Here is a 25,466-nt window from a genome sequence, read left to right as displayed (position 1 = left end):
ACTAGGTTTAATGCCTGTTCAATACAAACCACCTGAGGATGGTGAACCCATAGTAATTAGGAATGCGGTATTTGAGAAGGTTCCGAATAAGCCCATAGTACTCTACATACTTGGTGATGGAATAGGGCCTGAAATCGTTAGTGTAGCCATGGAGGTTGCCGATAAGGCAGTTGAATTAGCCTATGGTTCATCAAGGCAGATAAAGTGGATGGAGGTTTACGCAGGTGAGAAGGCTGAGAAGCTTACTGGCAATAGGCTTCCCCAGGAAACCATTGATGCACTTCAGAAGTATAGGGTAGTGTTAAAGGGCCCCTTAGAAACACCAGTTGGTGGTGGTTGGAGGTCAATAAACGTGGCTATTAGGCTACTGCTCGACACCTATGCTAACGTTAGGCCTATTAAGTATGTTCAAGGTATTGAGTCACCATTAAAGAATCCTGAGAGGATTGACTGGGTCATAGTGAGGGAGAACACTGATGACTTATATAAGGGACTTGAATGGACTTGGGACAGTCCTGAGGCCGCTAAGTTAAGGAAGTTCCTTAGGGAGGAGCTTAAGGTTGAGGTTGATGAGGACTGTGGTATTGGTATTAAGCCGATAAGCCGTTGGAGAACCCAGAGGGTTGCTAGGTTTGCCTATAGGTTTGCGTTGAATAATAAGAGGAGGTCAGTCACCATAATGCATAAGGGTAATGTAATGAAGTACACTGAGGGCGCCTTCAGGGAGTGGGCTTATGAGGTTGCGTTAAAGGAGTTCAGGGATTACGTAGTGACTGAGGATGAGGTCAATAAGCTCTATGGCGGTAAAGTACCGGCTGGGAAGATACTTGTTAATGATAGGATGGCTGATAACATGTTCGCTCAATTGGTTACTAGGCCTGAATCCTATGACGTTGTCCTAGCCCCAAACGTTAACGGCGACTACATAAGTGAATTAGCAGCATCATTAATGGGTAACGTAGGCATGATTGGTGCAGCTAATGTTGGTGATACCGCAGTTATGGTTGAGGCAATGCATGGCACCGCCCCCAAGTACGCTGGTAAGAATGTTGCTAACCCAACCAGTGAAATTAGGGCCATTGAACTTCTACTAAGGTTCATGAATTGGACCGAGGCAGCTAACCTACTTGATAAGGCTATTACTGAGGCTATAAGGCAGAGGAAGGTTACGCAGGATATAGCCAGATACATGGGTGTCACACCACTTGGTACTAGGGAGTATGGGAAGGCGTTAATGGAAATTATGGAAACTCTTAAGTAAGTGACGTTATTCAGGTTCCTGCTTAATTTTAAAATCAGCATTTATTTAATGATTTTAAGTCGTTAATTCATCATTCAATTTACTCCATTCATTTAAAATAGCTTTAATTAAATTCTCCTTAGTATTACCAAGTATTTTAGATAATTCATGAAGTGAATTCAAGTCGTTATTTATAGATAATAGGCTTAACCTATATATGTATTCATAAAGCATGGAGCTTAGTAACCTAGACTTAATAAGCTCGGTACTGTGTTCACTTAATAAATTATCAGCCACTGTGGAATTAAAAACCAGGTAATTGACCTGAACATCATCAAGTGAACCATAATTATAGATGTAGATTCTCGTTAATTCAGCCAATAATGCATTATAGTAATTGGATTTAGGGGATAGACTGGTGAGTATACCATTTAACGTATCCTTCAGTAACCGAGGGTTCATGGCCAGCACCCTCCTTGACACCTCAAATATGAGGTGTATGGGGTAACTTGCACTATACTTATCAATCAAGGAGGTAATGAAGATTACAGCCATTGCATCACTCTTACTGGTTACATTCAAGTATTCAGCAAGTGTATTTGGTAATACTGACATGTAAAGCATTAATGAGTCAATAGTACTCTTCCTTATTAAGCCCTGCGCCCTCTTATATAAGTAATGCCTAACCATTCCCCTAGTAATCTTTATGGTATGCTTCAGGGAGTAGATCATTTTACTATAAGGTAAATTACTACGGTTAGTAACCCTACTATACCACTCCGTAATATCATCCCTATACCTATTCTCATAATTCTTAATTAAATTAACCATATTCTCAGCCTTCTTAACGACGTAAGTTGGATTAATTATTGATATTAATGAGACATGCTTCAAATTCTTAATAATCCTGCCTACCTCCTCATCCTTTACATAATTAGTTAGATTGTTGGTGAGTATTTTCCTGAAGTACGCATCATTAATCAATGATGTTAATGGTATTGAGCAATTAATGTAACGATTAGCCAATAAACTTGAACCTATGTATAAGTCGAGGAATAGTGATGGTGCATACATATATAGTGTTATTTGTGAAGAATTACCTCCCCCCATAGTTACTACATACCTATATGCTTATAACATTTATTTAATATAGGGCATACCACTTGGCAGCATTACCCTACATAGTTTGAGGATAAGCTATGCAAAACAACTACTATCTAATGATTACTTTAATCTACGACATAGTTAGTGAAATTGAAAACGAATTAGTAATACCCATAATGAACGATACCTTCAGGGTACTGAGCATTATCGGGGGTTTAGCGCTATGGTTAATGGTAATTAGTGTGTTGGTTAAGGCAATTGAAAGTAAACTTGGTCCAACAGGATGGGCTAGGGCGGCTGCATTATGGGATTTATTCAGTAACTTTAAATGGTTCATAGTAACCATAGTGGGCTTATATGTGACTGTCTACTCACTCGCACTAATAGCCAATTACATTAGTGGATCAAGCATCGTTAACCCGGCGGGCTTCGCCAGTGAACTACTCTACAAGGTGTTTTTCAGCCCATTTATTGAGATTTGGAAAAGTATAGCACCATGATTAACGCAACCCTGTTACTGATGTTTATTGAATCATTATTAATCATTATCTATAAAATATGGGGGAATGATAATCAGCGTATTCTAAATGACGTAATCTTATTCATAGGTGTAGTGTCATTGTCCCTCACGGTAATTAGCTTATTCAATGGCAGTAGCATAAATGCCGTAGTGAGGATGGAGGAGTACTGGGGCTTAGTAATTAATACTACGGCTAAAGTAATGATTACTAAGAGCATCGCGCTAATGGTTCTTAATATTCTAGGATTATTCATATATAATACTGGGTTAGGGTATATTCTAAGTAACATTGGGTTAAACCTAGTTTTTGGAAGATTAATAGACTTAGCATCAGAGGTATTGTACATAGTCTTCTCGTACTCTCAATTAATGTACATAATATACCACATGATTCACGTCATATGGGTGATAGCTAAAGCATTTGAACCAGTGGTTGCGTTACTTGCACCATTAGTGATGATTAGGGGCATTAGGTCATTGATAGTACCATTAATTGCAGTGGGTTTATCTTTAATGATGATTCCAGTATATGCCTCATCCCCATTAGGGTACAATAACATGAATTTAATTAACCTAGTCACATTAGTTAATAGGACACTTGACTTAGTGAACTATAATGGTAGTATTCACGTATATGTGTTTAACTCCCCTAATGCATTAATTACAGGAAGTATATGCAGTGTAGGTTTCATATCGTATGATGAATCAATAATGATTAATGAGAATCAACCAGGATGCTTAATAACATTGAACTCCACGTACGTGGCTTGGATCAAGGTTCCTGCAGCCATTACAGTAAGTACTGTAAATGAGTCAATGATCCCAGTCACTTACATTAATGTTCATCCAATGGTTAATGAATTAATTACTAACGGTAAAGTGATCGCACTTTGGCGTTGGATAAGGGAACCCTCAGCTTGGTTAGCCACTAGTAATAATGACACTGTGGTATTGCGTTTCAATCAAACAACCATGAATAATTCAATTATAATGCTTTGGGTATATGCAAGTAAGGTTAATGTCCACTTGGGGAAGACAAGTAATTGTAGTGGAGAAGTGTTGAGTATTAATAGTAGTGTTGTTAATGGGGGATTAATCTCACGGTTCAATGAATTTGAGGAATATGCATTAAGCTACTATAATTCATCATTAACATATGGTGTGGTTTGGTTAAGGAATGAAAGCATATTTAACCCAATAACCCCTAATCCCCCAAGGGACTTGAATCAGTATTTAATTAATATAACCTGCAGGGGTAATGGAACAATAGGAGGCAGCATCACCATTGTGGGCTCTAGATTAAGCACATGGGGTTACGAGGGTAACCTACTAGCATATACTAGTAATCTATATGAATACTTTAGAAGTATGAATAATGACTTTCACGGATCATTACTAAGTGAATTCATGGCGATTCCAAGCGCATTATCATGGTTAATGTACCCATTATCAATAGTGGGTTTACTTGAAGCACTACTAATACTTACAGGTGAATCAACCCCCTTAAATACACCAATAATTAGGTTAACCAGTGAATTAAGGAACCTCATATTCTTAATCAGTAATCAATCCCCCAGGTCACTAATACTTAGCTTAATGAGGATTAGACGAGGAAAAGGCGGGATCACGGATCTAAGCAGTATTACTGGGGAAAATTACAGTTATTACCCAGCTAATAGACAGAGGATACGTGGATTACTAGCCCTTTACAGTAGGCAAGGTTACTTAACCCACTTGAGTAACCACGGTTTATTCGGCATCTACCTTAAGTCAAAGCGTAATCCATACTTATCAAGCCTATTAAGGGAGACAGTGGGTAGTAGGCGTAATCCAGGGTTAATAAGTAGGATTAGGATTAGGTACCTGTTAGCCAGACCCCTTGGTCCACTTGAATTAACGGAAAATATACTGCTTGGAGATAAGTGGAATAGGTGGGTGGAGTCAAGGGAATTCCTAGCGAGGAGGCTCATTAGAAATGAGGCTCTTGTTTTTGAACTTTATGAAAGGGGGTTATTAAGCAGTAGGGAGGCTCAGAGGAGGATTAGGTATTGGTTCTTCAGGAGTATTATGGAGTATAGGAGTAGGTTAAGGCTTATTAGTAATAAGAGGAGTGCGTACACGGCATTAACCTACTTAACTCACGGTCACTCTAAGGACATTATATCCAGGTTAGTGGATGCTAGTAATGAGGTGAAACTGGGTAAGGAACATAGGGTTAATAGGAATGATAAATTAGCAGTTTTCACCTTATTATCATTAGCCATGAATCCTAATGCTGAAGCAATAGTAGCCTTAGTTAAGTCTGGGCTTGCTAGTGTTGATAAGGGTAAATTAATGGAATTAATGAGTATTTACAGGGAATTAACATCACCATGGGTTATTAATTACATTGGGAGGGTTACTGAGGTGTTACAGAAATTGAAAGTATCAGCGGAAACCTATAGAATAATCATGAACAGTGTAAGGAAAGTATCAGGTATAAGGAGGAATTTAATTAAGCAATACGTGAGATTAAACATCAAGGGAGTAAGATTCAATTACGTTAATTTAAATGGATTAACACCATTAAGGGGTTTAATTAACACCAAAAACATAAGCAACTTAGCCGTTTACCTACTAAGGGATTCAACGAATATACCCTCATTATTCATGAATTACCTAAGGGACTTAAGTGCAGGTACACTTAATATTAGACGTAGAAGCACATTAATGAACATCATTATGGAGCATGCATTCAGTAAAGGTAACGTAGACATAGCCTTAATCTCTACAAGCCTAGGACTCCATCCCGCAACGTTAATTAAGGAAATGCTCATGACACTTGATCCATTAATAACCGTTAACACTGTTAGGAGTATTATTAGACAGGGGATTCTGGATGAGGATTTAAAGAGGGAATTAACAGCAGCGTTAACTCTTAATCCAAATTCCTCAGCATACAGGAGACTCTATGTACGTTACTTAATAAGAATGAGTAGGTTCTATGAGGGTGCGGTTAATGCTAGTGATAAGGCATGGTTAAGCGGTTTAATGAATCAACTTGACCACATGGTTACTTTATTCGCAGAGTCTTATATTGAGAAAAATATTGGTGATGTGAAGTTTAAGACAGCATTAAAGTTAAGTAAGGTAAACACAGTGAGGGGTATAATGAAGCTAAGCACCAATGATAAAACCACGTACTCCACACTACTAAGCATCACCAGGATTAGAAGAAGCATCAGATTCACTGGAGGTAAATATTTAAGTGGTATTAAGCGTAGTTAAGTCAGTGATGAGCAACGGATAAGGCCTATTGGTGGGCCTTACCTAGCTGAGGACCTAATTGATGATGGTCCATAGCGCTGATGGTTACGTTTATGTGAATTAATCACGCAATAATCCTTAAGCCTTTAGGAGTTAAGCAATGTTTTAAAATGGGATTAGGAATTATGGATCCATGAGCATTAATAGGGGTAATGCAACGTCACCTCACGTGGAGCATGAGAAGAAGGGGCCAGGTAAAGTTAACTTCTTCATAATTACTGTGAGTACGTCAAGGTACGAGTTAATGAAGGCTGGTAAACAGTATACGGATGAGTCAGGTGATTTAGCTTCCCTAAAAATAACTAACTCTGGTCATTTAGTAGTGGGGAGGCTGTTGGTTAGTGATGATGAGTACATGATTAAGAATGCCTTGAATGAATTAATTCATAAGGATAATGTAGATGTCATAGTTCTAATAGGTGGTACAGGTTTAGCCAAAAGTGACGTAACCATTGAGTCTGTTAGGCCATTATTCAGTAAGGAGATTGAGGGCTTTGGGGAATTATTCAGATTCATCAGTTATCAGAAAATAGGGGCATCGGCAATGTTAAGTAGGGCAACAGCAGGGATTATTAATAATAAGTTGATTGTTTGCCTACCCGGATCACCTGATGCTGTTGAAACCGGGCTTAACCTAATTATTGACCAGGTATCACACATACTCTACATAGCGCGTTTAAGCCGTTAAATTACCCTTACCAATGCAATTCACCACTTAGTGGAATAATAGTTTTAAACGCATGTGCACTTAATTCATGTGCCTAAGCTACCAGCCCGTGTTAAAAGGATCATGATCATAATAGGTGTAGCGGCAGTTATAACTGCGGGGATTCTATTGTACTTATCCCATGTGTACTTATCATTATCTAGTAAACATAATGCAACAACATTATGCTTAGAATTCATAGGTACTTTAACTGAAATGAATTTAGTTAATAAATCAAGTATAGTGAGCATGATTAATAATTACACTAAGATATATCATGTATCAATGAAGGTAACTGCGTACGCCTTAAATGGGACATTATTATTCTCATATGGTTCATACATACCGCCAATACTTAATGGGGGTCAATCATCCCCATCAATAATTAGCAGTAGTCAAGTATCAATACTTAACTACGGTGTGTGTCAGTATTATGGTAAAGACCTCATATGGGAGGTTCAAATTGGAACACTACCTGAAGCCTTATACCTCTTCGTGGCTGGCTTAGCCTTAGTCTTCATTGGTTTAGCATTAGTGGCTATTGGTGTTTAATAAAGGTACATCACGGCTGGGTTCCTAATAGCGTTAACATAGAAAGGTTTAATACTAAGCAATACTGAGCGGGTTTAATGTTAAGTTTAGCATTAGTAATATTAACATTGGGATTACTTAAGGCACCAGTAGTTTACCTATATAGTGGGGGTAATTACCTATTAGCAGTTATAGTGAACTTCACCTCAACCAGCCAGTACTCACAGGTTTATGTAGTTAATGACTCAGGTTGGTTTAACGTTAATGTAATACCTAGTAATGGGCAGGGTGTATTGGTGACTAACACGTATCAGTATGGTAATCAATTGTATTTACTCGGCTTCAGTAGTGGTGGTCCATTATTAATTAGGCTTAAGCTTGGAAGTAATTACATAACAGAGGTAACCAACTTATCAAGTTACCTACCAATCAGTCTGCAACCCTATGCCCTAGCAGTACTTAATGATACAGTATACGTGTTTGGGGTGATTAATGGCTATGCATCAGCATTCCTAATAAATCTAAGTAAGGGAAGCGTATTTAATTTAACAAGTATATTTAAGGGTGTTTGGTCATCATCAACACCAGTATCAGCTGCAGTGCAGGGTGACTCACTGCTTATTCTGGCAATGTCAAGTAGCCTAACGCCACTTTTAGGTTTAATTAATGGTAATGGGATTAAGACATTAAGCATGCCTCAGATTAAGGGTTTACCGCTTGGTTTATTTCAATTTAATAATGAAGCCTTAATACCAATAATGATTATTAGACAATCCTCATCAACAATACCAACCATGTACCTGTCTGGAGTAGGTAACGCCTACACCATGGGTACTTCACTCCTATATTATAATAATGGTACATTAATTAATTACACAAACTGCATAAACCCAAGTGCAGTAATATTTGATGTGTATTGGGTTAACGCCACTACTGCCCTACTCGGGGGAGGTATTATTAATGACGCCACTTGGGAACCATACCTATCAATACTTAATGTTAATAACTGCAGGTCAACTATAATACCGGTGAATTTAAACGGCGCCATATTCGCAGTGCTGGGTAATTGGATTGGCGGTGGTTTAAACGTAATCTATAATGTCACAACACTGTCAGGTGAGCCATTCGTGATGAGGGTTAATTACACAATAGGTATCAGTAACCCTGCACTCCAAGCACCCAGTGTTCAATTCAGTTCAATTGGGGGGAGTGCAGTAACTGTGAGTGAGGTAGTTATGGTGATTGTGCTGGTTATTGGGTTAACTATATTAATACTACTCATGTTCAAATCTAAAGGCATTTGAAGGTGGTGAGTTTTATAAGTTAATTAACTATAGGCCAGTGTGGCTAGGGTACCATTATTCGTGGAATTCAGTGATAAGAGGGTGCTGGTCATTGGTGGTGGCTACGTTGGTACGAGGAGGGCCCTTAAGTTCTCTGAGGCAGGTGCCTACGTGACGGTTATAGCGCTTAAACCATCGAGTGAGCTTATTAAGGCTAATTCCACAGGGAACATTGATTTAATAATAGCGGATGCAGGTATGTTTGATTACAGTAGGGTTATGAATATTATTAACCTACTAATTTACGCAATACCAACTAACACTGAGCTTAAGAATAGGCTTAAGGGAATGATTAAGGATAGGCGTGTCCTCTTTAATGATACGACCAATGCCAATGAAACAGAAGTAGTAGTTCCCTTTGAGGGTGAGGTTAATGGGGTAAGGTTTGCAGTAACAACGGAGGGTAAGAGTGGGGTTGCGGCATCAATAGTTAGGGATTACCTGCAGGCTGAGTTGGCTAAGAGTGATCTTCACCCATTAATAAACGCTTGGTATGAGGCTAAGGAGTTAATAAAGAAGAGGGTTAATGATCCGCATGTTAGGATGAACATTTACTTTGAGCTTAAATACGATGAGAACTTCATTGAACTTGCCAGGAAGGGGGATGTGGGTAATGTGGTTAAGTACGTTAATGAGGTGATTAGGAGTCATGGGTATTGATGATTACTTGAGTAAGATAAGGGCTTTAACACTTAACCATAAGAGGGTTAGCACAATCACCCTGTCTGAAACATACTTCAATAGAGATGAGGTTTACGGTAAATTAATGAACTATTACGATGAGGTATTCCTACTTCAGACATGTAATAGGGTTGAGGTTTACGTCTACGGTGATGATGATTCAGTTGCAGAGGATATGTACAAGGTTAAGGGTACCATAAATCATGTGGATAAATTAGTGGGGATGAATGCTGTGCGCCACATCTTCAGGGTTGCCGCTGGTCTTGAATCAGCGGCAGTGGGGGAGTCTGAAATACTGGGTCAGGTTGAGGATGCATTCAATGATGCTAGGAAGAGGGGGGCATTGGGTGGTTTACTGGGATTCACCATTGAGAGGGCAATAAGGACTGGGAAGGAGATTAGGAGCAGGTTCCCGGAAATCTCAATAGGGTTAGCAAGCATAGGCTCATTAGTGGCTGAGTACGTGCATAGGGTTAGGGGACTTAACTCAAGGATCGCCGTGATTGGGGCAGGCTCTATTGGATCCGATATAGTTAGGAGACTTGCTGAAAAGGGTTTCAGAAACGTAATAATTGTTAATAGGACTCTTGATAAGGCTAAGGCTGCGGCGTTAAGGTATGGATTCAACTACGCGCCCATTGACTCACTGAGAAGCGTAATAAGGGATAGTGATGTGGTTATCTTCGCCACATCAGCGACAAATCCCCTACTGCGTAGAAGGGATGCAGAGGAATTAAGCGGTAAACCAATAATAATTGATGTTGGGGTACCTAGGAATGTTGATCCGGAAATACCTGGCGTGGTTTCAATAGATGAGTTGAAGAATATTGAGAATGAGATCAGGGAGGGTAAGAGGAAGGCTTTAGATGAGGCAAGTAGGTTAATTGAACTTAGGCTCATTGAGTACAGGAGATTGTTTGCAAGGAGGGTTATAGAAGGTATGATAGGTGAATTAACTAAATGGGGGTTAAGCATCGGGGAGAGTGAGGTTAAGAGGGCTGTTAAGGCTGGTTTAATAAAAAATGAGGAGGATGGCGCAGCGTTAGCCGTTAAATCCACTGTTAAGAAGATTATGCTGCCCCTCCTCACTTACTTAAAGGAATTAGCCGAGGAGGATAAGTTTGATGAGGCATTAATAATAATAAGTGGAATTAAGGCTAAGCTTAATGGGGACGGTAAACAGTCTTGAGGCAGGGATAGATGAAGCCGGGCGAGGCCCAGTAATAGGACCAATGGTAATAGCAATAGTGGGCTGGAGTAATTCAGAGGCTGAGGGCATAGGGGTTAAGGACTCTAAACAATTAACCCCAAGTGGAAGGAGTAGATTATATAAGCTAATAGTGAGTAAGGCGCCATGCGTTAGGCATGTTATTGTTGAGCCCAGTGAAATAGATTATTACGTTAATAGGGGGTTACTGAACGAGCTTGAGGCTATTAAGATGAGTGAGCTTATTAAAGCATGTAGCGGGGTTACTAGGGTTTACGTGGATTCACCTGATCCTAACCCAAGCAGGTTTAGGGGATTCATTAATGTTAAGGACGTGGAGTTAATAGTGCTTAATCACGCCGATGAGTCAATACCATTAGTGTCAGCAGCCAGTATAGTGGCTAAGGTAATTAGGGACACTATAATAAGTAGGCTTAAGGAAACCTACGGGGACTTCGGGAGCGGTTACCCAAGTGACCCAAGGACCATAAGTGCCTTAAGGAGGTGGATTAATAATGGCACCTTACCACCAATAGTTAGGAGGAGTTGGAGGACTATTAAGAGAATGACTAATAGTAGGTTATTTTAGGGACTCACATAGTGTTGAATCGTTCTTAAGCCTAGATTCTGGGGAATTTTAGGAAGTAGGCTAATAATGATGCTGCCACTGGGATTGCTAAATTATCCTCACCACTGTAGGATTCAACAATACCGAGAGCTATACCTACTAAGTAAAGCCAGGTTAAGTAACTAAGACCCACTAATGCACCCACCACCAGTGAGAAAACTAATGCACCCATCACAATACCCTCAATTGTCGTACTGCTATAGGGCATCCTAGTCCTACCAATGAGGGAGCCGAATAATGCGCTGAACGTATCATAGAACATTAATGCCAACACCCCGTAGTATGCGTAGGTGTTAACCATTACGTAGGATACGTAAACACCAACCATACCCATTAAAACCCCCAGATACCCCCACTTCCTCTCATAATCCCTCTCAACACTCTTAATGAATTCAGTAAAGGTGTACTCAAGCTTATCCATTGAAGCCAGTAACTCCTTAACACTAGTCATATTTAGCACTTCAGCAACCCTCAGTATGTTTAACTTAACATTATTCCTAGCATCCTCAAGGGTACTTCTAATAACCACTGATATTAAGGGTTTCTTAACCTGGTATATGTATAGGAATGCTGCCCCTATCAACAGTATGGTGTAGTATATCTCAGTGTAGTTTTCCTCAAGCCCAATCACCAACGGTACTATCAGTAGAATGGATAATAGTAAGTGAATAAGCTTCCTGTAAAGCAATGCCCTAACCCTATTAATCCTGCTCAAGTTCTGAGCCAATTAAAATCACCTCAATTGGTTCACTATCCCTGGCTTTATTAATAAGATCCCTATTCAAATCCTTAGCAGCCTTATTGGCAAGAAGCATAATAGTGGCGTTATCAATGTACCCACTCCTCCTAACTATAATCCTCCTCTCATCAGTTAGCCTCAACCCACTTAACCCTAATCCAGTCACAATATCTATGCTTGAACCAGCTACAATAATCATTAAAACCAATGAGTAACCACTGGTAATCAACTTCTTGAAGTCATTATCCAAGTCTGAGGCAGCCTTATCGGCACAGCAGGCTATTATGCAGTCGCCTCTCTCAGTAATGTAATCATCCTTAGTAATCTCAATGGTGTTCCTATGAGTAGCCTTCACGTTACCATGACCCCTAGCCCAAATTACATCAATAATCATACGCAACGTCAATCCTCCGGAGAAAAAAAAGCTTTTAAATAACCTATCCTGCTTAATGATTCATGAAGAAACGCATAGTAGTGATTATGCTTCTCACTATGCTTACAGGGGTTGCTTTATTGACCTATGCCTTATCAGTAGTTAGGTTTGGTTTAGTGAACGCATACTTGGTAACGGATCCCAGCTCCTTCCAGAGTATCCTCATGAATAGTAATGGGAAGTACCTCCTCATAATATACGCTGATTCACAGTGCCCTGCCTGTAATTACCTTAAATCCTATGTACTAAGTAACTCCACGGTAGCTAGCTATGTTCAGAGTCATTATGTACCAATTTACGTGGACTTAGATTACCAGGCAGCGGTATCGTTAACTAACATCAATATTATGATTAATGGGACTGTTTATTTAATTGAACCAATTAACAATGAGGTGACCGTAAGAGTGTATAGAACTAATACGACTCAAGTAGTACCATTCTCAGTTCAAGCAACCCCAACATTACTAGTAGCCTACGATAATGATGGTGCATTAATCGTTAAGGAGATAATACTTGGCGCCTACCCGCCTCAAATATTAATGGACATTTTATCACTGGTTCACACCAATGTAATAGGTACTTCACTGCAAAGGCAGGGTACCGCATCATTCACAAACATATATACATTAGCCCTATCCTATGCAGCTGGCCTTGGTTCAGCAATAATGCCCTGTGCATTACCAGCCTTAGTATCCATTGCATTAATGGCCCTTAACAGGAAGATAAACCCAATAGCCCTATTCGGAGGCTTCCTAGTATTCTACATAGCCTTAGGTTCACTACTCAGTTTAATTGGGCTTAGTGGAGTAACTAGGTCAACACTATACATAGTCTCCTCAATTATATTAATTCTAATGGGTCTAGTATTCCTCATACCACCCCTATACAGGGGTTTCATAACCTTCACATCAAGGGTTCAGAACATGGGGGGTAAAGTGAAGCCCGGTGGTCTTTTAGCTGATTTAACAATGGGCCTAGTATTAACGGGACTATGGTTACCTTGCATTGGTCCAATATTCGCAGGTGTGGCCTTGGGTTCAATACTAGCCTCGCAGTTAACACACAATATACTAATGGGTGTCTTAACCACCGCAGCCTTCTCACTGGGTTTCGTAACCATGGCCTCAATAGTCTTCACCTTAGCTAACCTAGGTAGGAGAAATATTAGTAAAGTGGCCTCAATAGGATCATTAATTGAGAAGACTGCTGGAATTGCCATGATTATTCTTGGAGTCTACCTACTCATGGAGGCATTATAATAAGCCTCCTGGTAATGCGCAATAGATTAATTTCAAGCAGCCCCATTAAGGTCGTATAGTCTCCTGAAGGGGAATTTTAAGTACGTAACACGCTTTAAGCCCTTTCATAGTGAACTAAGTGAATGCGGATTACGGCATTAATCATGTCAGGGGGGAGGGGGAGTAGGTTAGGTAATGTTGATAAGGGTTCATTAAGGATATGCGGTAAACCAATGATTAAGTGGGTGCTGGATAACTTAACTAATGCTGGTATCGATAAGATAATAGCATCCGCATCAATGCGTAATTATAATACATTGAGAATACTTAAGGAGGTTCACAGTGACGTATACATTAGCAGTGGTATTGATTACGTCACTGACCTTTCCTTCGCACTTAAGTTGATTAGGGCTAGGCCACTGCTTGTAATGCCTGTTGATACTCCATTAATAACCCCGGATATAATACTAGACTTCATTAAAAGGGGTATTGAATCAAGTAAACCAGTAGTCAACATGATTGGTAGGGAAGGCTACGTGGGGGTTACGCTCTTTAATGAATCAATGGGTGAGTGGGTTGATGTTAATTACGACTCACCCCTAGTCATGGATATTGATACTCCACGTGATGTTGATACCGCTAATCTACTGTGCCTTAAATTACTTAACTTTACCTAATTGACTTATAAATGGGTGAAACTTTAAGGTCCAGGCCTGAGTACTTCCAGTGAAGATTTTACTTGGGACGCCGCCGAGGGCTACGCCTAGGCCTTGGATCGACTTCACTGGTGTTATTAATGTACCAGTCATAGTGAGTGCCTTTGAGTTACTTAAGGTAAGACCCCCCGGCGACGCCCCATTGCATTCACTGCTTCAGCATAGTGGGGAGATTTGGGTTGATTCAGGGGGTTATCAATTCTTAAGCAGGGGTGTTGAAATAGGGATTGATGATGTTGCTAAGGTGTATTCGCGTTTTTGGGATGCCTCAACTTACCTAGCCCTTGACTACCCACCATTACCGAGTGATGACGTTAATACTGCATTCGGGAAGTTCCGTAAAACCATTAAGGCGTACCATGAGTTAAGCAAGGTCCTGGAGAGGGAGAACATAGAGGTCATGCCTGTAATCCACTATTATAGGAATGAGGAGATAGTCCTAGAGGCGTTAAGGAGCATAATTGACCATAACCCTAAGGAGATTGCAATAGGGGGACTGGTACCTTACGTTTTAGTCACCAGGAATGTGCCTAAGAATAGTAGGTGGAGGGCATTATCCTTCATAGCTAAAGTGGTGGAGGAATTCAATGGTAGGGTTCACGTACTTGGGTTAGGTAGCCCATCAATAACACCAACACTTGAACTACTGCGTGTTTACTCAACAGATTCCTCAACATGGAGGATTAAGGCGGCCTACGGGAAGGTAATATTACCAGGTGGGGGTGAGAGGCATGTAACTGGGCGGAGGGTTAACTTCGGTAGGAGGGTTATTAAGGAGGATGAACTTGAGGAACTTTACTTATTCCTAAGGGAAACCAAATTCCCCCTACTTGAAAAATACCCTGATTCCCTTTACATGAGTTTCGAGTATAGGGCATTGGTTAATGCATGGGTAACCCTAATGAGTAGAAGCAAACCCAGGGGTAGTGGCTTCAGGTTGATGTATGAGATGGTTCAAGCCATGCTGGAGCACAGGTGATTAAGGATTAATGGTACTAATCCACCTAGTTACACCACCATGGTGAGTTAACCTACCCTTAACCCTAACCAGGAGTGGTATTGGTGTAGCCATACCCGTTACATATGCTTCATCAGGGTTAAGTGACTTAAGGGTTGTTAACTCATCGCTTGAAATATTCTCAGCAACAGAGGCAACGTACTTTAAATCAAGGGGATTAATTATTCTCTTGAAGATTTGGGTCATGCATTGACTAAGCACGTCTGGGTCAATCCTTGAGGGTCTTTGAGACACTATGCATAAACCTAACCCAAACTTCCTACCCTCCCTTGCAATCCTGAGTATTGATGACTTACTAATGGATAATGCCTTCGAGGGTGAGAAGTTATGCGCCTCCTCAATTATCACGAAGGTCGGCATTATGCGCCTCCTCTTAGCTAAATTAAACATGGAGTCAAGCATTAAGGCCACTAATGCCTGTTGATCCATTAAATCAAGTGTGGATAAGTCTATTACGTTTATGCCAGGTTTATTAAGCATGTTTTCAACATCAAGTAGCCTTATTGGTTCATCACCATAATGTTCGCCGTACATTGTTATGAAGAATGGCCTATTCTCAAGAAATGACCTCAACTTGGAAACCAGCGATGATATTGATGACTCACCAGCATAACCCTTAGGGGCTGAACCCCGACTCCTCTCAATGACCTCACCCACCAGTTCATCTATGGTTGTTAATGGTGCATCTATCGATGGGTCATAAGGCCACCCCTCCTCCAGCAGTCTCCTCTGGGTGTCTGTTAAACCATAGTAATGGGTGAGAAGCTTAATTAGGACTCCTAGGGGCATATTCCTTGGGTTAACGCCAATCCTAATGTATCTCCTGGGTTCCCCGAACTTAGCCATGTAATACTTATCTATTTCACCGGTATCAACCCTACCAGGTACATATATGTTAACCATACTCGCTACCTCATTAGCTAAAGGATCATCAACAGCCGGGTACTGCATGCTTGAGTATTCACCATGGGGATCTATTATAACCACAGGCATCTTAATGGTTAAGGCTAATTCCTCCGCAATTACGCCGGCTAACCATGATTTACCTGAACCCGTGGAGGCCAGTATTGCACAGTGATGCGTGGTTAACTTCTCAGCATCTAACCTAGCTGGTGTATCACTGCCCTTAACCTTACCTATCGTTATGGGTGCACTGTTAATTACCGTTAAATTACTTATTAATTCACTGGGAGCCTCATTAACATAAGTGTATAAGTGGGGTGGAGCCATTGGTTGCCTTATCCCAGAACCCTCAACAACACCTATTATTAAAGCCTCAGCAAGCGTTATCGTTGATGTGAACTCCAGGTTGAAGCCATACTTCTTAAGCCTCTCAATCCTCTCAAAGCTACTCATCTCAGCCAATATCCTATCATCAGTTAGGTAATTCCTCCTCTCAATCCTAGAAACCCTACATAAGTAACCCTCACTGGTGACTACGTACTGGCCAATCCACACTGAGGCACCGTCAAAGACCCTGAATCTAATTCTCCTAACCCCATCAACGCCATGAATTATACCCACTGGGTTAACCATGGTTTAAGACGCGTATTAAGGTTAATAGGGGGATTGGTTAAGTTAAATTAATATGAATTAGAAGGGTTAATGGGTATGATATGTTGATTAACCTTAATGAGGAAGCATGCTTAGTCTTAACAATAATCAATTGTGAATTAAGTAACCCATACATTACAATCAATTAATAATGCTTATGCATTATTAAGGATACCAACGTACCCCACGGTTAATACCCTAGCCGTAATCAACGTCCACATTAATTAACAGTAATCCCATATGCACTAAGAATAATCATTGAGGCTAAGGTTTCAACATTAATAAGGGTGATTAGTGTTAATGGATCCATGTTTTATGCATTAACCCTCATGTACGTAAGTAGGGGTAACTACATAAACCATTAACTGTTGGTTAAGAGAGTTATGAAACTTTATAGTAATTCACTAAATAAAAAGCACAAAATATTTTTAAACCCTATTGAGAAAGATACCATGATGAATAAGCTAATTGCCCTGGTAATAGCCCTATCCGCGGCCTTAGCGGTAACCACAGTATTAGCCATAGACCATACTTTAGCCTACGTGAGCTTCACCATAATAGGTCCCGGGTCTGAGGGTGAATTCAGCGTACAGCCTGCATCCCTAAGCCTAGGCAATTTAACGGCAGGTGAGTCAGGCTCGGTTAAGGGTAGTGGGATGCTTGTGGTTAATGTTGGTGGGCGCTTTAACTTCGAATTGAGTCATGAGGATCTCCTATCGAGGGAATTCTCAAACTTCACCGTTAAAGTAACCGTGGGCAACAGTAGCTTCACCCTAACACCCGAGGACAACGAGTACTCACTATACTTGAACCCAGGAACATACGCAGTCAGTATAGTGGTTTATTACACGGTCAGCCCCACTGCGGTGAATGTCACATTATCTAAGGCGCCGTTGATAAGTGTGAGTTTTGAGAATAATCAAAGTTAAATAATCCAAATTAATTAAAATAGTTAAAGCAAGGTTTCTTATAACCCGGATCAAGCCGCCTCAGGTACCTTGGCCTTGTATTGAAGAACCCTATCCACCTCAGTGTTTACTCCAATCTCCTTAGTGTACCTTGGGTCAATAGCCTCAATAAGTATCCTCCAATCCCCAGTGAATGGATCCTTAACAATATTACAGTACGTGTGTATTGGGTATTCCGGGTGCTCATACATTGATCCAGGCTTCCACTCAGCTGTGAAAACCTCCTCAAGGTTGTTAGTCTTCAAGTCTATGATGTATGCCCCAAAGTACTTAGTTATGTGAGCGTTCTTGAAGAATGTGGTCACTGTACCAATGAACATTGGGCCGTAGGTTGATGGTAATATGTCACCGTTAAGTAGGAATGCATCCGGTTGAGGCCTCTGGGGTTGACCATTAATTGTCGGTAACCCTAATTTAACCCAATTAACCCCATCTCTACTGGTTAATAATTCAGTATATGCATGAGGACCATCACCACGCTTAACGGCCTTGCATAGGGCTATGTACCTACCATCAATAATATTTATAGTGCAGTCCCTGGACTCGGCACTATCATAATCCCTATCACGCCTTATAACTAAGCCAACTGGATTCCACGGCCCCCTTGGGTCATCTGCCTTAGCCATAAATGTCTCCCAGCCATCACCAATATCAAGGGACATGTATAAGTAGTATAATCCAGTTAATGGGTCTTGAACCAATTGATTATTCTCAATACTAAGTACATTAATGCCGACCCACTTTGAAACCTCCTCCTTGGGTATTAAGGATACTAGGCTATACTGATCACCATTATTTGAGTACCATATTTCAACACCATAACCCCTAGGGCCAGCAACCCTAGGCCTACTGGTTAACCAATACTCATGATTCACCGGGTCAATTAACAAATCCCCAGCACCCCTCCATGAGCCAGGTTCAAAACTTGGAGGATCCAGGGCAACACCAGTAAACCTCCTTAACCTAAACACGCACTGTGGACAAATCACACAAACCACTAACTGAACCCAGATATAGGCATTATTTAAGCAGTATTCCTAACGGGATTAGGTTAATAATAATGCTTATTAATGCTCACCATGATTCAATTAACTATGCCCATTCAAACCACGGTCATGGTTATTGAGCATGATGACTGGTCAGTATTTACAAGGGACACTGGAGTTAAGGCTACCGTTGAGTCATCAATACCAATACCAAGCCTTGGCATTAAAAGGTCTGTGGTGAACATTAATGCCTCAAGCATTGGTGAGGTTAAGGAATTGATGCGTAGGATTAAGGAGTTTAGGCAAGTTAAAGCCATGAATGTATTGGATAAACACGTATCAAGGAATAACGTTACAGTAACCTTAAGTACAATTAGGGTATTAAACAATAGTGTCCTTGAATTACTCCTAAACAACAACGTGTACTACTACAGGGAGCTTATAACTAGTGGTTTAGAGTACTGGCTAGTGGTAGCCAGTGATCTAAGTAATTTAATTAGGGAGCTTAGGGAGAGAGCATGGTTAAGAATCATTAAGAATACTAATGTTAATGCATTATTAAGCAATGCACCATTAACTAGAAGAGAAACTCAAATACTTAAGGTAGCTTATGAGACTGGGTACTTTAATTGGCCTAGGGGAATAAGCCTAAGTCAACTAGCCTCAAAACTCAGCATTAGTAAGGCAACATTAGCTGAGGAGTTAAGAAGCATAGAGAGGAAGCTGGTTCAAATGGAGTTATATAGGGATAATTTATTAAACCAAACCCGTTAGCATGGTGTTATTCTACCTTTAACCGAGACTATTATTAATGGTAGTCTGCATTGAGTAATTTATGCATTTAATGTGATTTAATCAACCATGGGTTAATTATAATTCTCCCAATAACCTTACCCATTCTAAGCTTCTCAAGTGCATCATTAATACTTTCTAAACCCACCACCTCATCAACCTTTATCTTTATCTTACCCTCGGACACAAGTTTAACAGCCTCAATGAGTTCACTAAGCGTATTACCAACTGATGCTGTTATAGTGGCCTCCTTAATAACGAGGTCCAGTGGATTAACCTCAAGCTTATCCCTCCAGTAACCTATTAGCACTAACCTACCTCTCTTGGCAAGCATTCTAACTGAATTATTCATAGTCTCCCTAATACCAACAAGCTCATACACAACATCGGCACCCCTCCCATTGGTTAATTCAATAACCCTCTTAACTACATCCTCCTCACCGGCATTTATAGTGTAATCAGCCCCAAGTTCCTTAGCTAACTTAAGCTTACTTGGACTCCTACCCACTGCTATAACATTAGCACCAATCATTTTATTATACTGTATTAACGCAAACCCAACTGCGCCAACACCATAAACAACCACGTAGTCACCGACGTTAGGTGAAGCCCTCCTAGTGGCGTGTATAGCAGTTGTTACACTACAGCCTATTGGTGCAGCCTCCTCAAAGGTTAAGTTACTGGGTAATTTAACAAGGTTTCTTTCAGGAACCTTAACATACTCAGCGAAGCCGCCATCTGTTATGAAGCCGTATTCAGCCTTAATATTCTCACATAGGTTCTCCTCACCTCTAAGGCAGAACCTACATCTACCACATCCAACATAGTAATAAACTATGACCCTATCCCCCGGTTTAACACTGCTTACACCTGGCCCAATTTCATCAACGATCCCTGCTATTTCATGACCAAGAGTAATGGGTGCGACACCTAGGTTAAGTACACCATCAATGAAGTGTAGCTCAGTATGGCACACCCCGGCCGCCATTACTTTAACAATAACCTCACCTGGGCCTGGTGCTGGTTTAGGAACCTCCTCTATGGTTAATGGTTTCCCTGATTCATGGAATCTGGCCGCCCTCATGATTACTTAAGCATTGGTGCACTATAAAAATATTATTCATGCAGTAACTTAGGTATGGTTCAAGGAGTCTCAATTTTATCCAGGGGAGACTCAAGCCTCAATAGTGCTTAAAGGTATGAGTGATATCGTTGCACCCGGTAGCTTAAGGGAAGGTATTCTTAGTGGCTTCACAGCAATTACCGGTGAAGAGATATTCAGTATTTGCTTAAGTAAGACTTACGGCATTAGCCTGTAATTCACTAAGGGACTGTTAGAGACGCTGAGTCTAAGTGCTACATTTACTACATCATAATCTAGTTATTACCTGAAGCATAATCCCACTTAATGTTGGTTCAATTCCCTGATACTCATATTATGCAAGATTATGTAAAAATCAACATGATTAGTGGGCCCGGTGGGATTCGAACCCACGTTCTCCCGGTCTCTAACACAGGGCTATCAGCCGGGCGCTTTGACCAGGCTAAGCTACGGGCCCTCATTAACATGCCAGTTACATTATTTTTTAAGTTTTTCTCCCAGAATCCTAAGATTGCTTAAAGTCGCCTTTAATAAAGTGAATTAACCCACTGCGCTGGGTGCGGTTACTAATGGATTCGATATGTGGAAGGATTTATAAGGGGTAGTTAGGTTGATCATTAATGAGTAATAAGCCTAATATTAACGTTAAAGTTCAACAGCCTCAGAAGCAGCAGATTAAGCTAGGCTTCAGTGCAGGTAATGTTAAGCTTAAGATCGCGGTCATGAGTGGTAAGGGTGGGGTTGGTAAGAGTCTTATAACTGCGGCATTAGCTGTTGGCTTCGCCTTAAGGGGATTAAAGGTTGGGGTTCTTGACGCTGATATTTACGGACCCACTATACCTAAGCTACTGGGGCTTGCAGGTAGTTCCCTTTACTATGATGATAAGAGGGACGTAATAATACCCGCCACTGGGCCATTAAACATTAAGGTTGTTTCCATTGACTTCCTCCTCCCAAGTGAGGATTCAGCAGTAGTATGGAGGGGGGTATTGGTGTCTAAGGCTATTGAGGACTTCCTCTCTAAGACTGATTGGGGGGACTTAGACGTAATGATGATTGACCTACCTCCAGGTACTGGTGATGCACCATTAACCATAGCTCAAGCCCTCAGTGGTCAATTAACAGGCAGTATTATCGTATCAGCCCCTGGTGATGTTTCAGGTAGAATAGTTAAGAAGGCTATTGACTTCTCAAGGAAGGTTAAAGTACCAGTTATTGGTGTTATTGAGAACATGTGCTGCTTCACATGCCCAGACACAGGCAAGACATATTACGTGTTTGGTGAACCTGAGGGGAAACGCATGGCTGAGGAGGCTAATGTATCATTCCTAGGTGAGATACCGCTTGATCCACGCATAAGTGAGGCTAATAATGCAGGTGTCCCCTTCCTATTAAAGTACCCTGATATTGAGGCCTCTAGGAAGTTAATGACTGTGATTGATTCGCTTATGGGTAGGTTTAAGGATGAGTTAAGTGGACAGACTAAGAGGGAGATAAGGTTAATGAAACTACCCGGTGAGGAGGAATCCTCAGGTAATGAGGAGGATAAGTGATGATTAACTTAACAGTATTTAAAGATTCATTACCCCTCATGACGCATGTACTTCTTAATAATGTAGTAGACATCATCATCCACATCAATGTAGACTGAATCCGATTTACTTGATAATGACTTTAATATCGGCATCACATCAATCTTAAAATCAAACTGAGTAACCGGCGCCTCACTCTTTTCGGAGTAACCTGCATTGAGAATGGTCAGTGAATCAATGGTGTTCTTTAATGATTTCGCATCAGCTAATGTTACATTAGTTGGGTGATTCAGTATTATTATTGCAGTACCTGCGAATGGATCAATGTATATGAGGGATTTATTACTATCAACGATATTCTCAATAACCCTACTTATCCTCATCACGTTGACTGCATATGTACTGTATATGCTCATGTAGTTGTTTACTATGCTTACAGTATCCGCAATAATAACCTCAACGTCATCTACCTTAAATGACCTCCTACCGCCTTTAATAATAATCTTCTTCTCATCACTCTTAGTGGGAAGAGCCTTACTAATAGTATTCACTATACTCCAGTTAATGCTTATTGGCTTAACCTTTATTGCTGAGTGCAACTCCTCTATCATCTGCCTGTGCTTCCTAAGTTCATCAATGTTAACTACCAGGGGCAGCATTATTAGGCACCAGGATTATCCTAGTGGGTAGGCCTAGGGGTTCGATTACAGCGATCTTGACATCATCATTAGATAACTTACTTAAATCATTCTTAACCAACGTGTATAGTTTCTCCTGGAAGTTAACTATCTTCAGGATTAGCATTAAGGCGTTCATTAGCTGTTCATTATCACTGCCATTAACTATGAACACCTCACTGTTCTCAAACCTTAAAATACTTAACCTAGTGTTATTAACATTAGCATTAGACACCTTATCACTCAACCTACTGGAGAGTTCCCTTAGCTTACTTATCCTATCATCAAGTAGTTTCACGTAATCCTTAACCGTGGATTCAATAAAGGCTACCACACTTATATTACTGTGGGGTTTGATTTTTAAGCCTTTAGCTGAACCGCAATCAATGTTAAATGAGCTTAAGAGACTGATTGACACTTCGCAAAGAGTAACATTAATGACACATAGGAACCCTGACTTGGATTCACTTGCCTCAGCATTACTGTTTAGAGATTACTTAAATAAGTTAGGTAAGTTAAGTTGCCTCACCAGTTGCAACGCAGATAAGGAGGCTAAGCAGGTACTTGGTAAGCTGGGTATTGAACTTAACTGCACGCAAACCTGCACTTGCGGTGAATTAACAATACTTTTTGACGTAGCTAATAAGGCTCAGTTGGATACTGAAATATGCCAGGACAGTAAGGTTGTGGTGTTTGATCATCATAAGGTTAGGGGGATTAGGGGGGATTTGGAGTTCATTGACCCTGAATCATCATCAACCATTGAGGTCGTGGTTAATGTATTAAGGGAATTAGGCTACATACCCAGTGGATTAATGGCCACGTTAACGTTAGCAGCCATATTAAGTGAAACAAATAGGTTCAGTAGGGCTACTCAAGGAACCTTTGAAACCGTGGCTTGGTTACTTAAGTTTAGTGGAGTCAATTATAGGGATACCTTAGCATTACTGGTTAGGGAGCTTGATGAGTCAGCTAAAATAGCGTTAATTAAGGGTTCAATAAGGCTTATACCCTATAGGGCTGGGTCAATGATAATTTGCGTAACTAATGTAAACGCCTATGAAGGCTTAATTGCTGGTAAACTCCTTGACATTGGCTGTGATGCAGCCTTCGTGGTGTCTGATCATAATGATGAGTTAAGGATTGTTGCAAGGTCAAGAACAATTAATGTTGCTGAACTCCTAAGTAAGATTGCTGGGGAATTAAACGGTGAGGGTGGTGGTCATGAGGGTGCCGGCATGTTGGTAACTAAGGTTAAGCAACCATACGTTAAGGTCCTTAACCTAATAATAAGCAACCTAGAGAGCATGCTGGGTGAGAAGCTTAGGGAGATTAAGTGAATTTAACTCCACTTAATCTTAACCTTAATCTCCCCCCTCTCCTTATGGTTAAGGACCTGCAGTAACTCCTTATCATTATTAACGTCAACAACCCTAGTTATTAAAGACTTAGCCACAGTGGGCCAAACAACCTTCCATTGAGCCAGGTGAGCGAGAGCCTGCTGGAAGTGTGGCTTCTGCCCATTTATTAAACCCACTATTGCATTGGATTTATAAATGAACCTTTGTATAACATCATACCTTAACGTTAACTCCCCCTCGGATGGGAATCCAAATAGGCCTAGTATACCATTTGGCTTAAGCATCTCAACCTCATGACCAATTAATGACGCTGATGCACCAGTGGTATCCACTACTAGGTCGAAGCCCATTGACTTAAGTTTATCTAAACCATCCTTAGAGTAATTATAGTAAATTATACCAGCCTCCTCAGTGATCTTAGCCTCACTCTCAAGTGGATCCCTCCTATTAGCCACATAAACCTCAAACCCTACTGTCCTAAGCAATAGTGAAATCAGTATCCCAGTTGAGCCTGTGCCGAAGACTATGCTTCTCCTGCAGTTGTATGTTCCATCATCACAAGTCCAAATGAATCTCCTCTGAACATTAAGTATCTCCTCAACAGACTTCTCAAGGTCAGAAAGGGGTTGAGCCACAATAGCTATGTCAGCTATGTCCTTAGGTACTTTAACAAGGTACTTGGGGTCATCATACCAGTACTCAACCATGAAACCATCCATCCCAACCATGCCTGCCTCAACAAACTCATTGGCTTCACAGAAATCCGGTCTACCCACAAGGCAGTTAAGGCACTTACCATGGTAACTCCTCCTATTAATAGGCATTACTAAGTCACCTGGCTTAAACCTTGGGTCACTTGAATCCTCAACAATACCTAGGGCTTCATGACCCAGGACAAGCCAATCCCTACCCTCAGGCGGCCTAGCTGTGGTTAACTCCCCCTTTACTATTTCACGGTCAGAACCACATATGCCGTTTTCAAGAATCCTCACCTTAACAGTGCCTGAACCATGTCTAATCACTTGACTTAAATCCCTAACCTCCACTCCGGGTTTCGGGGGTTTAACTACAATAGCCTTCATAG

Annotated in this window: 25 protein-coding genes and 1 tRNA gene; 16 read left to right on the top strand and 10 right to left on the bottom strand. The window is 40.8% G+C overall.

All coding sequences use genetic code 11. From position 1 onward, the window contains the following. Positions 1-10: 10 nt before the first annotated feature. On the top strand, positions 11-1,261 hold the full coding sequence (locus CMAQ_RS08940) for an NADP-dependent isocitrate dehydrogenase (RefSeq protein WP_012186780.1): 1,251 nt from the start codon (positions 11-13) through the stop codon (positions 1,259-1,261). Positions 1,262-1,315: 54 nt separating this feature from the next. Here CMAQ_RS08940 and CMAQ_RS08935 read toward each other — a convergent pair whose 3' ends face one another. Further along, positions 1,316-2,350, bottom strand: a complete 1,035-nt coding sequence (locus tag CMAQ_RS08935; protein ID WP_012186779.1) for a hypothetical protein — start codon at positions 2,348-2,350, stop codon at positions 1,316-1,318. An 89-nt stretch (positions 2,351-2,439) separates the two neighbouring features. On the opposite strand from CMAQ_RS08935, the gene CMAQ_RS08930 reads away from it, so the two are divergent. From CMAQ_RS08930 to rnhB, 8 genes are all read left to right on the top strand, one after another. Continuing rightward, a complete protein-coding gene (locus CMAQ_RS08930) occupies positions 2,440-2,844 on the top strand; it encodes a hypothetical protein (protein ID WP_012186778.1) in 405 nt (134 codons plus the stop codon). Between the two features lie 113 nt (positions 2,845-2,957). After that, positions 2,958-6,131 (top strand): hypothetical protein, encoded by a 3,174-nt coding sequence (locus CMAQ_RS08925; protein WP_156769889.1) that lies wholly within the window; start codon positions 2,958-2,960, stop codon positions 6,129-6,131. A 172-nt stretch (positions 6,132-6,303) separates the two neighbouring features. Further along, on the top strand, positions 6,304-6,858 hold the full coding sequence (locus CMAQ_RS08920) for a MogA/MoaB family molybdenum cofactor biosynthesis protein (protein WP_012186776.1): 555 nt from the start codon (positions 6,304-6,306) through the stop codon (positions 6,856-6,858). A 69-nt stretch (positions 6,859-6,927) separates the two neighbouring features. After that, the gene (locus CMAQ_RS08915; protein ID WP_048062787.1) at positions 6,928-7,428 is read left to right on the top strand and encodes a hypothetical protein; all 501 of its coding nucleotides are present in this window, start codon (positions 6,928-6,930) and stop codon (positions 7,426-7,428) included. A gap of 77 nt (positions 7,429-7,505) precedes the next feature. Next, positions 7,506-8,711 carry a hypothetical protein gene (locus CMAQ_RS08910; RefSeq protein ID WP_012186774.1) on the top strand — a complete coding sequence of 402 codons (1,206 nt, stop codon included), beginning with the start codon at positions 7,506-7,508 and terminating at the stop codon, positions 8,709-8,711. A gap of 39 nt (positions 8,712-8,750) precedes the next feature. Then, complete coding sequence (locus CMAQ_RS08905) at positions 8,751-9,410, top strand: precorrin-2 dehydrogenase/sirohydrochlorin ferrochelatase family protein (protein WP_012186773.1); 660 nt, start codon at positions 8,751-8,753, stop codon at positions 9,408-9,410. Beyond that, the gene (locus CMAQ_RS08900) at positions 9,400-10,620 is read left to right on the top strand and encodes a glutamyl-tRNA reductase (protein WP_012186772.1); all 1,221 of its coding nucleotides are present in this window, start codon (positions 9,400-9,402) and stop codon (positions 10,618-10,620) included. The genes CMAQ_RS08905 and CMAQ_RS08900 overlap by 11 nt, the downstream gene beginning before the upstream one ends. Next, the gene (gene rnhB / locus CMAQ_RS08895) at positions 10,598-11,227 is read left to right on the top strand and encodes a ribonuclease HII (RefSeq protein WP_012186771.1); all 630 of its coding nucleotides are present in this window, start codon (positions 10,598-10,600) and stop codon (positions 11,225-11,227) included. Before CMAQ_RS08900 ends, rnhB begins: the two co-directional genes overlap by 23 nt. Before the next feature lie 31 nt (positions 11,228-11,258). Here rnhB and CMAQ_RS08890 read toward each other — a convergent pair whose 3' ends face one another. Together CMAQ_RS08890 and CMAQ_RS08885 are read right to left on the bottom strand one after the other, a co-directional pair. Next, positions 11,259-11,993: a diacylglycerol/polyprenol kinase family protein gene (locus tag CMAQ_RS08890; RefSeq protein ID WP_012186770.1), complete on the bottom strand. Its 735-nt coding sequence runs from the start codon at positions 11,991-11,993 to the stop codon at positions 11,259-11,261. Beyond that, complete coding sequence (locus tag CMAQ_RS08885; protein ID WP_012186769.1) at positions 11,968-12,399, bottom strand: DUF371 domain-containing protein; 432 nt, start codon at positions 12,397-12,399, stop codon at positions 11,968-11,970. Before CMAQ_RS08885 ends, CMAQ_RS08890 begins: the two co-directional genes overlap by 26 nt. Positions 12,400-12,461: 62 nt before the next feature. Here CMAQ_RS08885 and CMAQ_RS08880 point away from each other — a divergent pair, with 62 nt between their 5' ends. From CMAQ_RS08880 to CMAQ_RS08870, 3 genes are all read left to right on the top strand, one after another. Next, a complete protein-coding gene (locus CMAQ_RS08880) occupies positions 12,462-13,697 on the top strand; it encodes a thioredoxin fold domain-containing protein (RefSeq protein WP_012186768.1) in 1,236 nt (411 codons plus the stop codon). A 122-nt stretch (positions 13,698-13,819) separates the two neighbouring features. After that, positions 13,820-14,353, top strand: a complete 534-nt coding sequence (locus tag CMAQ_RS08875) for an NTP transferase domain-containing protein (RefSeq protein ID WP_012186767.1) — start codon at positions 13,820-13,822, stop codon at positions 14,351-14,353. Positions 14,354-14,402: 49 nt separating this feature from the next. Then, the gene (locus CMAQ_RS08870; RefSeq protein WP_012186766.1) at positions 14,403-15,371 is read left to right on the top strand and encodes a tRNA guanosine transglycosylase family protein; all 969 of its coding nucleotides are present in this window, start codon (positions 14,403-14,405) and stop codon (positions 15,369-15,371) included. On the opposite strand, the gene CMAQ_RS08865 is transcribed toward CMAQ_RS08870, so the two are convergent. Continuing rightward, positions 15,372-16,934 (bottom strand): ATP-binding protein, encoded by a 1,563-nt coding sequence (locus CMAQ_RS08865; protein WP_198002074.1) that lies wholly within the window; start codon positions 16,932-16,934, stop codon positions 15,372-15,374. It abuts the gene before it with no gap. Positions 16,935-17,416: 482 nt separating this feature from the next. On the opposite strand from CMAQ_RS08865, the gene CMAQ_RS08860 reads away from it, so the two are divergent. Then, positions 17,417-17,893 (top strand): hypothetical protein, encoded by a 477-nt coding sequence (locus CMAQ_RS08860; protein ID WP_156769888.1) that lies wholly within the window; start codon positions 17,417-17,419, stop codon positions 17,891-17,893. Positions 17,894-17,943: 50 nt separating this feature from the next. On the opposite strand, the gene CMAQ_RS08855 is transcribed toward CMAQ_RS08860, so the two are convergent. Beyond that, positions 17,944-18,930: a glycoside hydrolase family protein gene (locus tag CMAQ_RS08855; protein WP_012186763.1), complete on the bottom strand. Its 987-nt coding sequence runs from the start codon at positions 18,928-18,930 to the stop codon at positions 17,944-17,946. Between the two features lie 96 nt (positions 18,931-19,026). Between CMAQ_RS08855 and CMAQ_RS08850 the strand changes: the two genes are divergently transcribed. Continuing rightward, the gene (locus tag CMAQ_RS08850; protein WP_198002073.1) at positions 19,027-19,692 is read left to right on the top strand and encodes a helix-turn-helix domain-containing protein; all 666 of its coding nucleotides are present in this window, start codon (positions 19,027-19,029) and stop codon (positions 19,690-19,692) included. Positions 19,693-19,759: 67 nt separating this feature from the next. On the opposite strand, the gene CMAQ_RS08845 is transcribed toward CMAQ_RS08850, so the two are convergent. Then, the gene (locus CMAQ_RS08845; protein WP_012186761.1) at positions 19,760-20,794 is read right to left on the bottom strand and encodes a zinc-binding dehydrogenase; all 1,035 of its coding nucleotides are present in this window, start codon (positions 20,792-20,794) and stop codon (positions 19,760-19,762) included. Positions 20,795-21,180: 386 nt separating this feature from the next. Beyond that, positions 21,181-21,269: transfer RNA gene (locus CMAQ_RS08840), tRNA-Ile, on the bottom strand. A 163-nt stretch (positions 21,270-21,432) separates the two neighbouring features. Here CMAQ_RS08840 and CMAQ_RS08835 point away from each other — a divergent pair. Continuing rightward, positions 21,433-22,365: an Mrp/NBP35 family ATP-binding protein gene (locus tag CMAQ_RS08835; RefSeq protein ID WP_012186760.1), complete on the top strand. Its 933-nt coding sequence runs from the start codon at positions 21,433-21,435 to the stop codon at positions 22,363-22,365. A gap of 29 nt (positions 22,366-22,394) precedes the next feature. Here the strand turns inward: CMAQ_RS08835 and CMAQ_RS08830 are convergent, their stop codons facing one another. Together CMAQ_RS08830 and CMAQ_RS08825 are read right to left on the bottom strand one after the other, a co-directional pair. Next, positions 22,395-23,003 carry a hypothetical protein gene (locus CMAQ_RS08830; RefSeq protein ID WP_012186759.1) on the bottom strand — a complete coding sequence of 203 codons (609 nt, stop codon included), beginning with the start codon at positions 23,001-23,003 and terminating at the stop codon, positions 22,395-22,397. Next, complete coding sequence (locus tag CMAQ_RS08825) at positions 22,984-23,355, bottom strand: hypothetical protein (protein WP_012186758.1); 372 nt, start codon at positions 23,353-23,355, stop codon at positions 22,984-22,986. Before CMAQ_RS08825 ends, CMAQ_RS08830 begins: the two co-directional genes overlap by 20 nt. A gap of 52 nt (positions 23,356-23,407) precedes the next feature. On the opposite strand from CMAQ_RS08825, the gene CMAQ_RS08820 reads away from it, so the two are divergent. Continuing rightward, positions 23,408-24,361: a DHH family phosphoesterase gene (locus CMAQ_RS08820; protein WP_012186757.1), complete on the top strand. Its 954-nt coding sequence runs from the start codon at positions 23,408-23,410 to the stop codon at positions 24,359-24,361. Positions 24,362-24,363: 2 nt separating this feature from the next. Here the strand turns inward: CMAQ_RS08820 and CMAQ_RS08815 are convergent, their stop codons facing one another. Beyond that, positions 24,364-25,464 (bottom strand): glucose 1-dehydrogenase, encoded by a 1,101-nt coding sequence (locus CMAQ_RS08815; protein WP_012186756.1) that lies wholly within the window; start codon positions 25,462-25,464, stop codon positions 24,364-24,366. Between the last annotated feature and the right edge of the window lie 2 nt (positions 25,465-25,466).

Origin of the sequence: Caldivirga maquilingensis IC-167 (genome assembly GCF_000018305.1) — an archaeon.
GTDB lineage: Archaea > Thermoproteota > Thermoprotei > Thermoproteales > Thermocladiaceae > Caldivirga > Caldivirga maquilingensis.
Note: the sequence above shows the minus strand (reverse complement) of the source record. Positions and strands in the feature narration are given on the sequence as shown.

Coding starts and splice junctions, on each gene's coding strand:
- CMAQ_RS08815 (WP_012186756.1), bottom strand. CDS start 25,464: ATGAAGGCTATTGTAGTTAAACCCCCGAAACCCGGAGTGGAGGTTAGG.
- CMAQ_RS08920 (WP_012186776.1), top strand. CDS start 6,304: ATGAGCATTAATAGGGGTAATGCAACGTCACCTCACGTGGAGCATGAG.
- CMAQ_RS08875 (WP_012186767.1), top strand. CDS start 13,820: ATGCGGATTACGGCATTAATCATGTCAGGGGGGAGGGGGAGTAGGTTA.
- CMAQ_RS08935 (WP_012186779.1), bottom strand. CDS start 2,350: ATGGGGGGAGGTAATTCTTCACAAATAACACTATATATGTATGCACCA.
- CMAQ_RS08930 (WP_012186778.1), top strand. CDS start 2,440: ATGCAAAACAACTACTATCTAATGATTACTTTAATCTACGACATAGTT.
- CMAQ_RS08860 (WP_156769888.1), top strand. CDS start 17,417: ATGATGAATAAGCTAATTGCCCTGGTAATAGCCCTATCCGCGGCCTTA.
- CMAQ_RS08885 (WP_012186769.1), bottom strand. CDS start 12,399: ATGATTATTGATGTAATTTGGGCTAGGGGTCATGGTAACGTGAAGGCT.
- CMAQ_RS08845 (WP_012186761.1), bottom strand. CDS start 20,794: ATGAGGGCGGCCAGATTCCATGAATCAGGGAAACCATTAACCATAGAG.
- CMAQ_RS08850 (WP_198002073.1), top strand. CDS start 19,027: ATGCCCATTCAAACCACGGTCATGGTTATTGAGCATGATGACTGGTCA.
- CMAQ_RS08880 (WP_012186768.1), top strand. CDS start 12,462: ATGAAGAAACGCATAGTAGTGATTATGCTTCTCACTATGCTTACAGGG.
- rnhB (WP_012186771.1), top strand. CDS start 10,598: ATGGGGACGGTAAACAGTCTTGAGGCAGGGATAGATGAAGCCGGGCGA.
- CMAQ_RS08940 (WP_012186780.1), top strand. CDS start 11: ATGCCTGTTCAATACAAACCACCTGAGGATGGTGAACCCATAGTAATT.
- CMAQ_RS08900 (WP_012186772.1), top strand. CDS start 9,400: ATGGGTATTGATGATTACTTGAGTAAGATAAGGGCTTTAACACTTAAC.
- CMAQ_RS08820 (WP_012186757.1), top strand. CDS start 23,408: ATGTTAAATGAGCTTAAGAGACTGATTGACACTTCGCAAAGAGTAACA.
- CMAQ_RS08910 (WP_012186774.1), top strand. CDS start 7,506: ATGTTAAGTTTAGCATTAGTAATATTAACATTGGGATTACTTAAGGCA.
- CMAQ_RS08835 (WP_012186760.1), top strand. CDS start 21,433: ATGAGTAATAAGCCTAATATTAACGTTAAAGTTCAACAGCCTCAGAAG.
- CMAQ_RS08830 (WP_012186759.1), bottom strand. CDS start 23,003: ATGCTGCCCCTGGTAGTTAACATTGATGAACTTAGGAAGCACAGGCAG.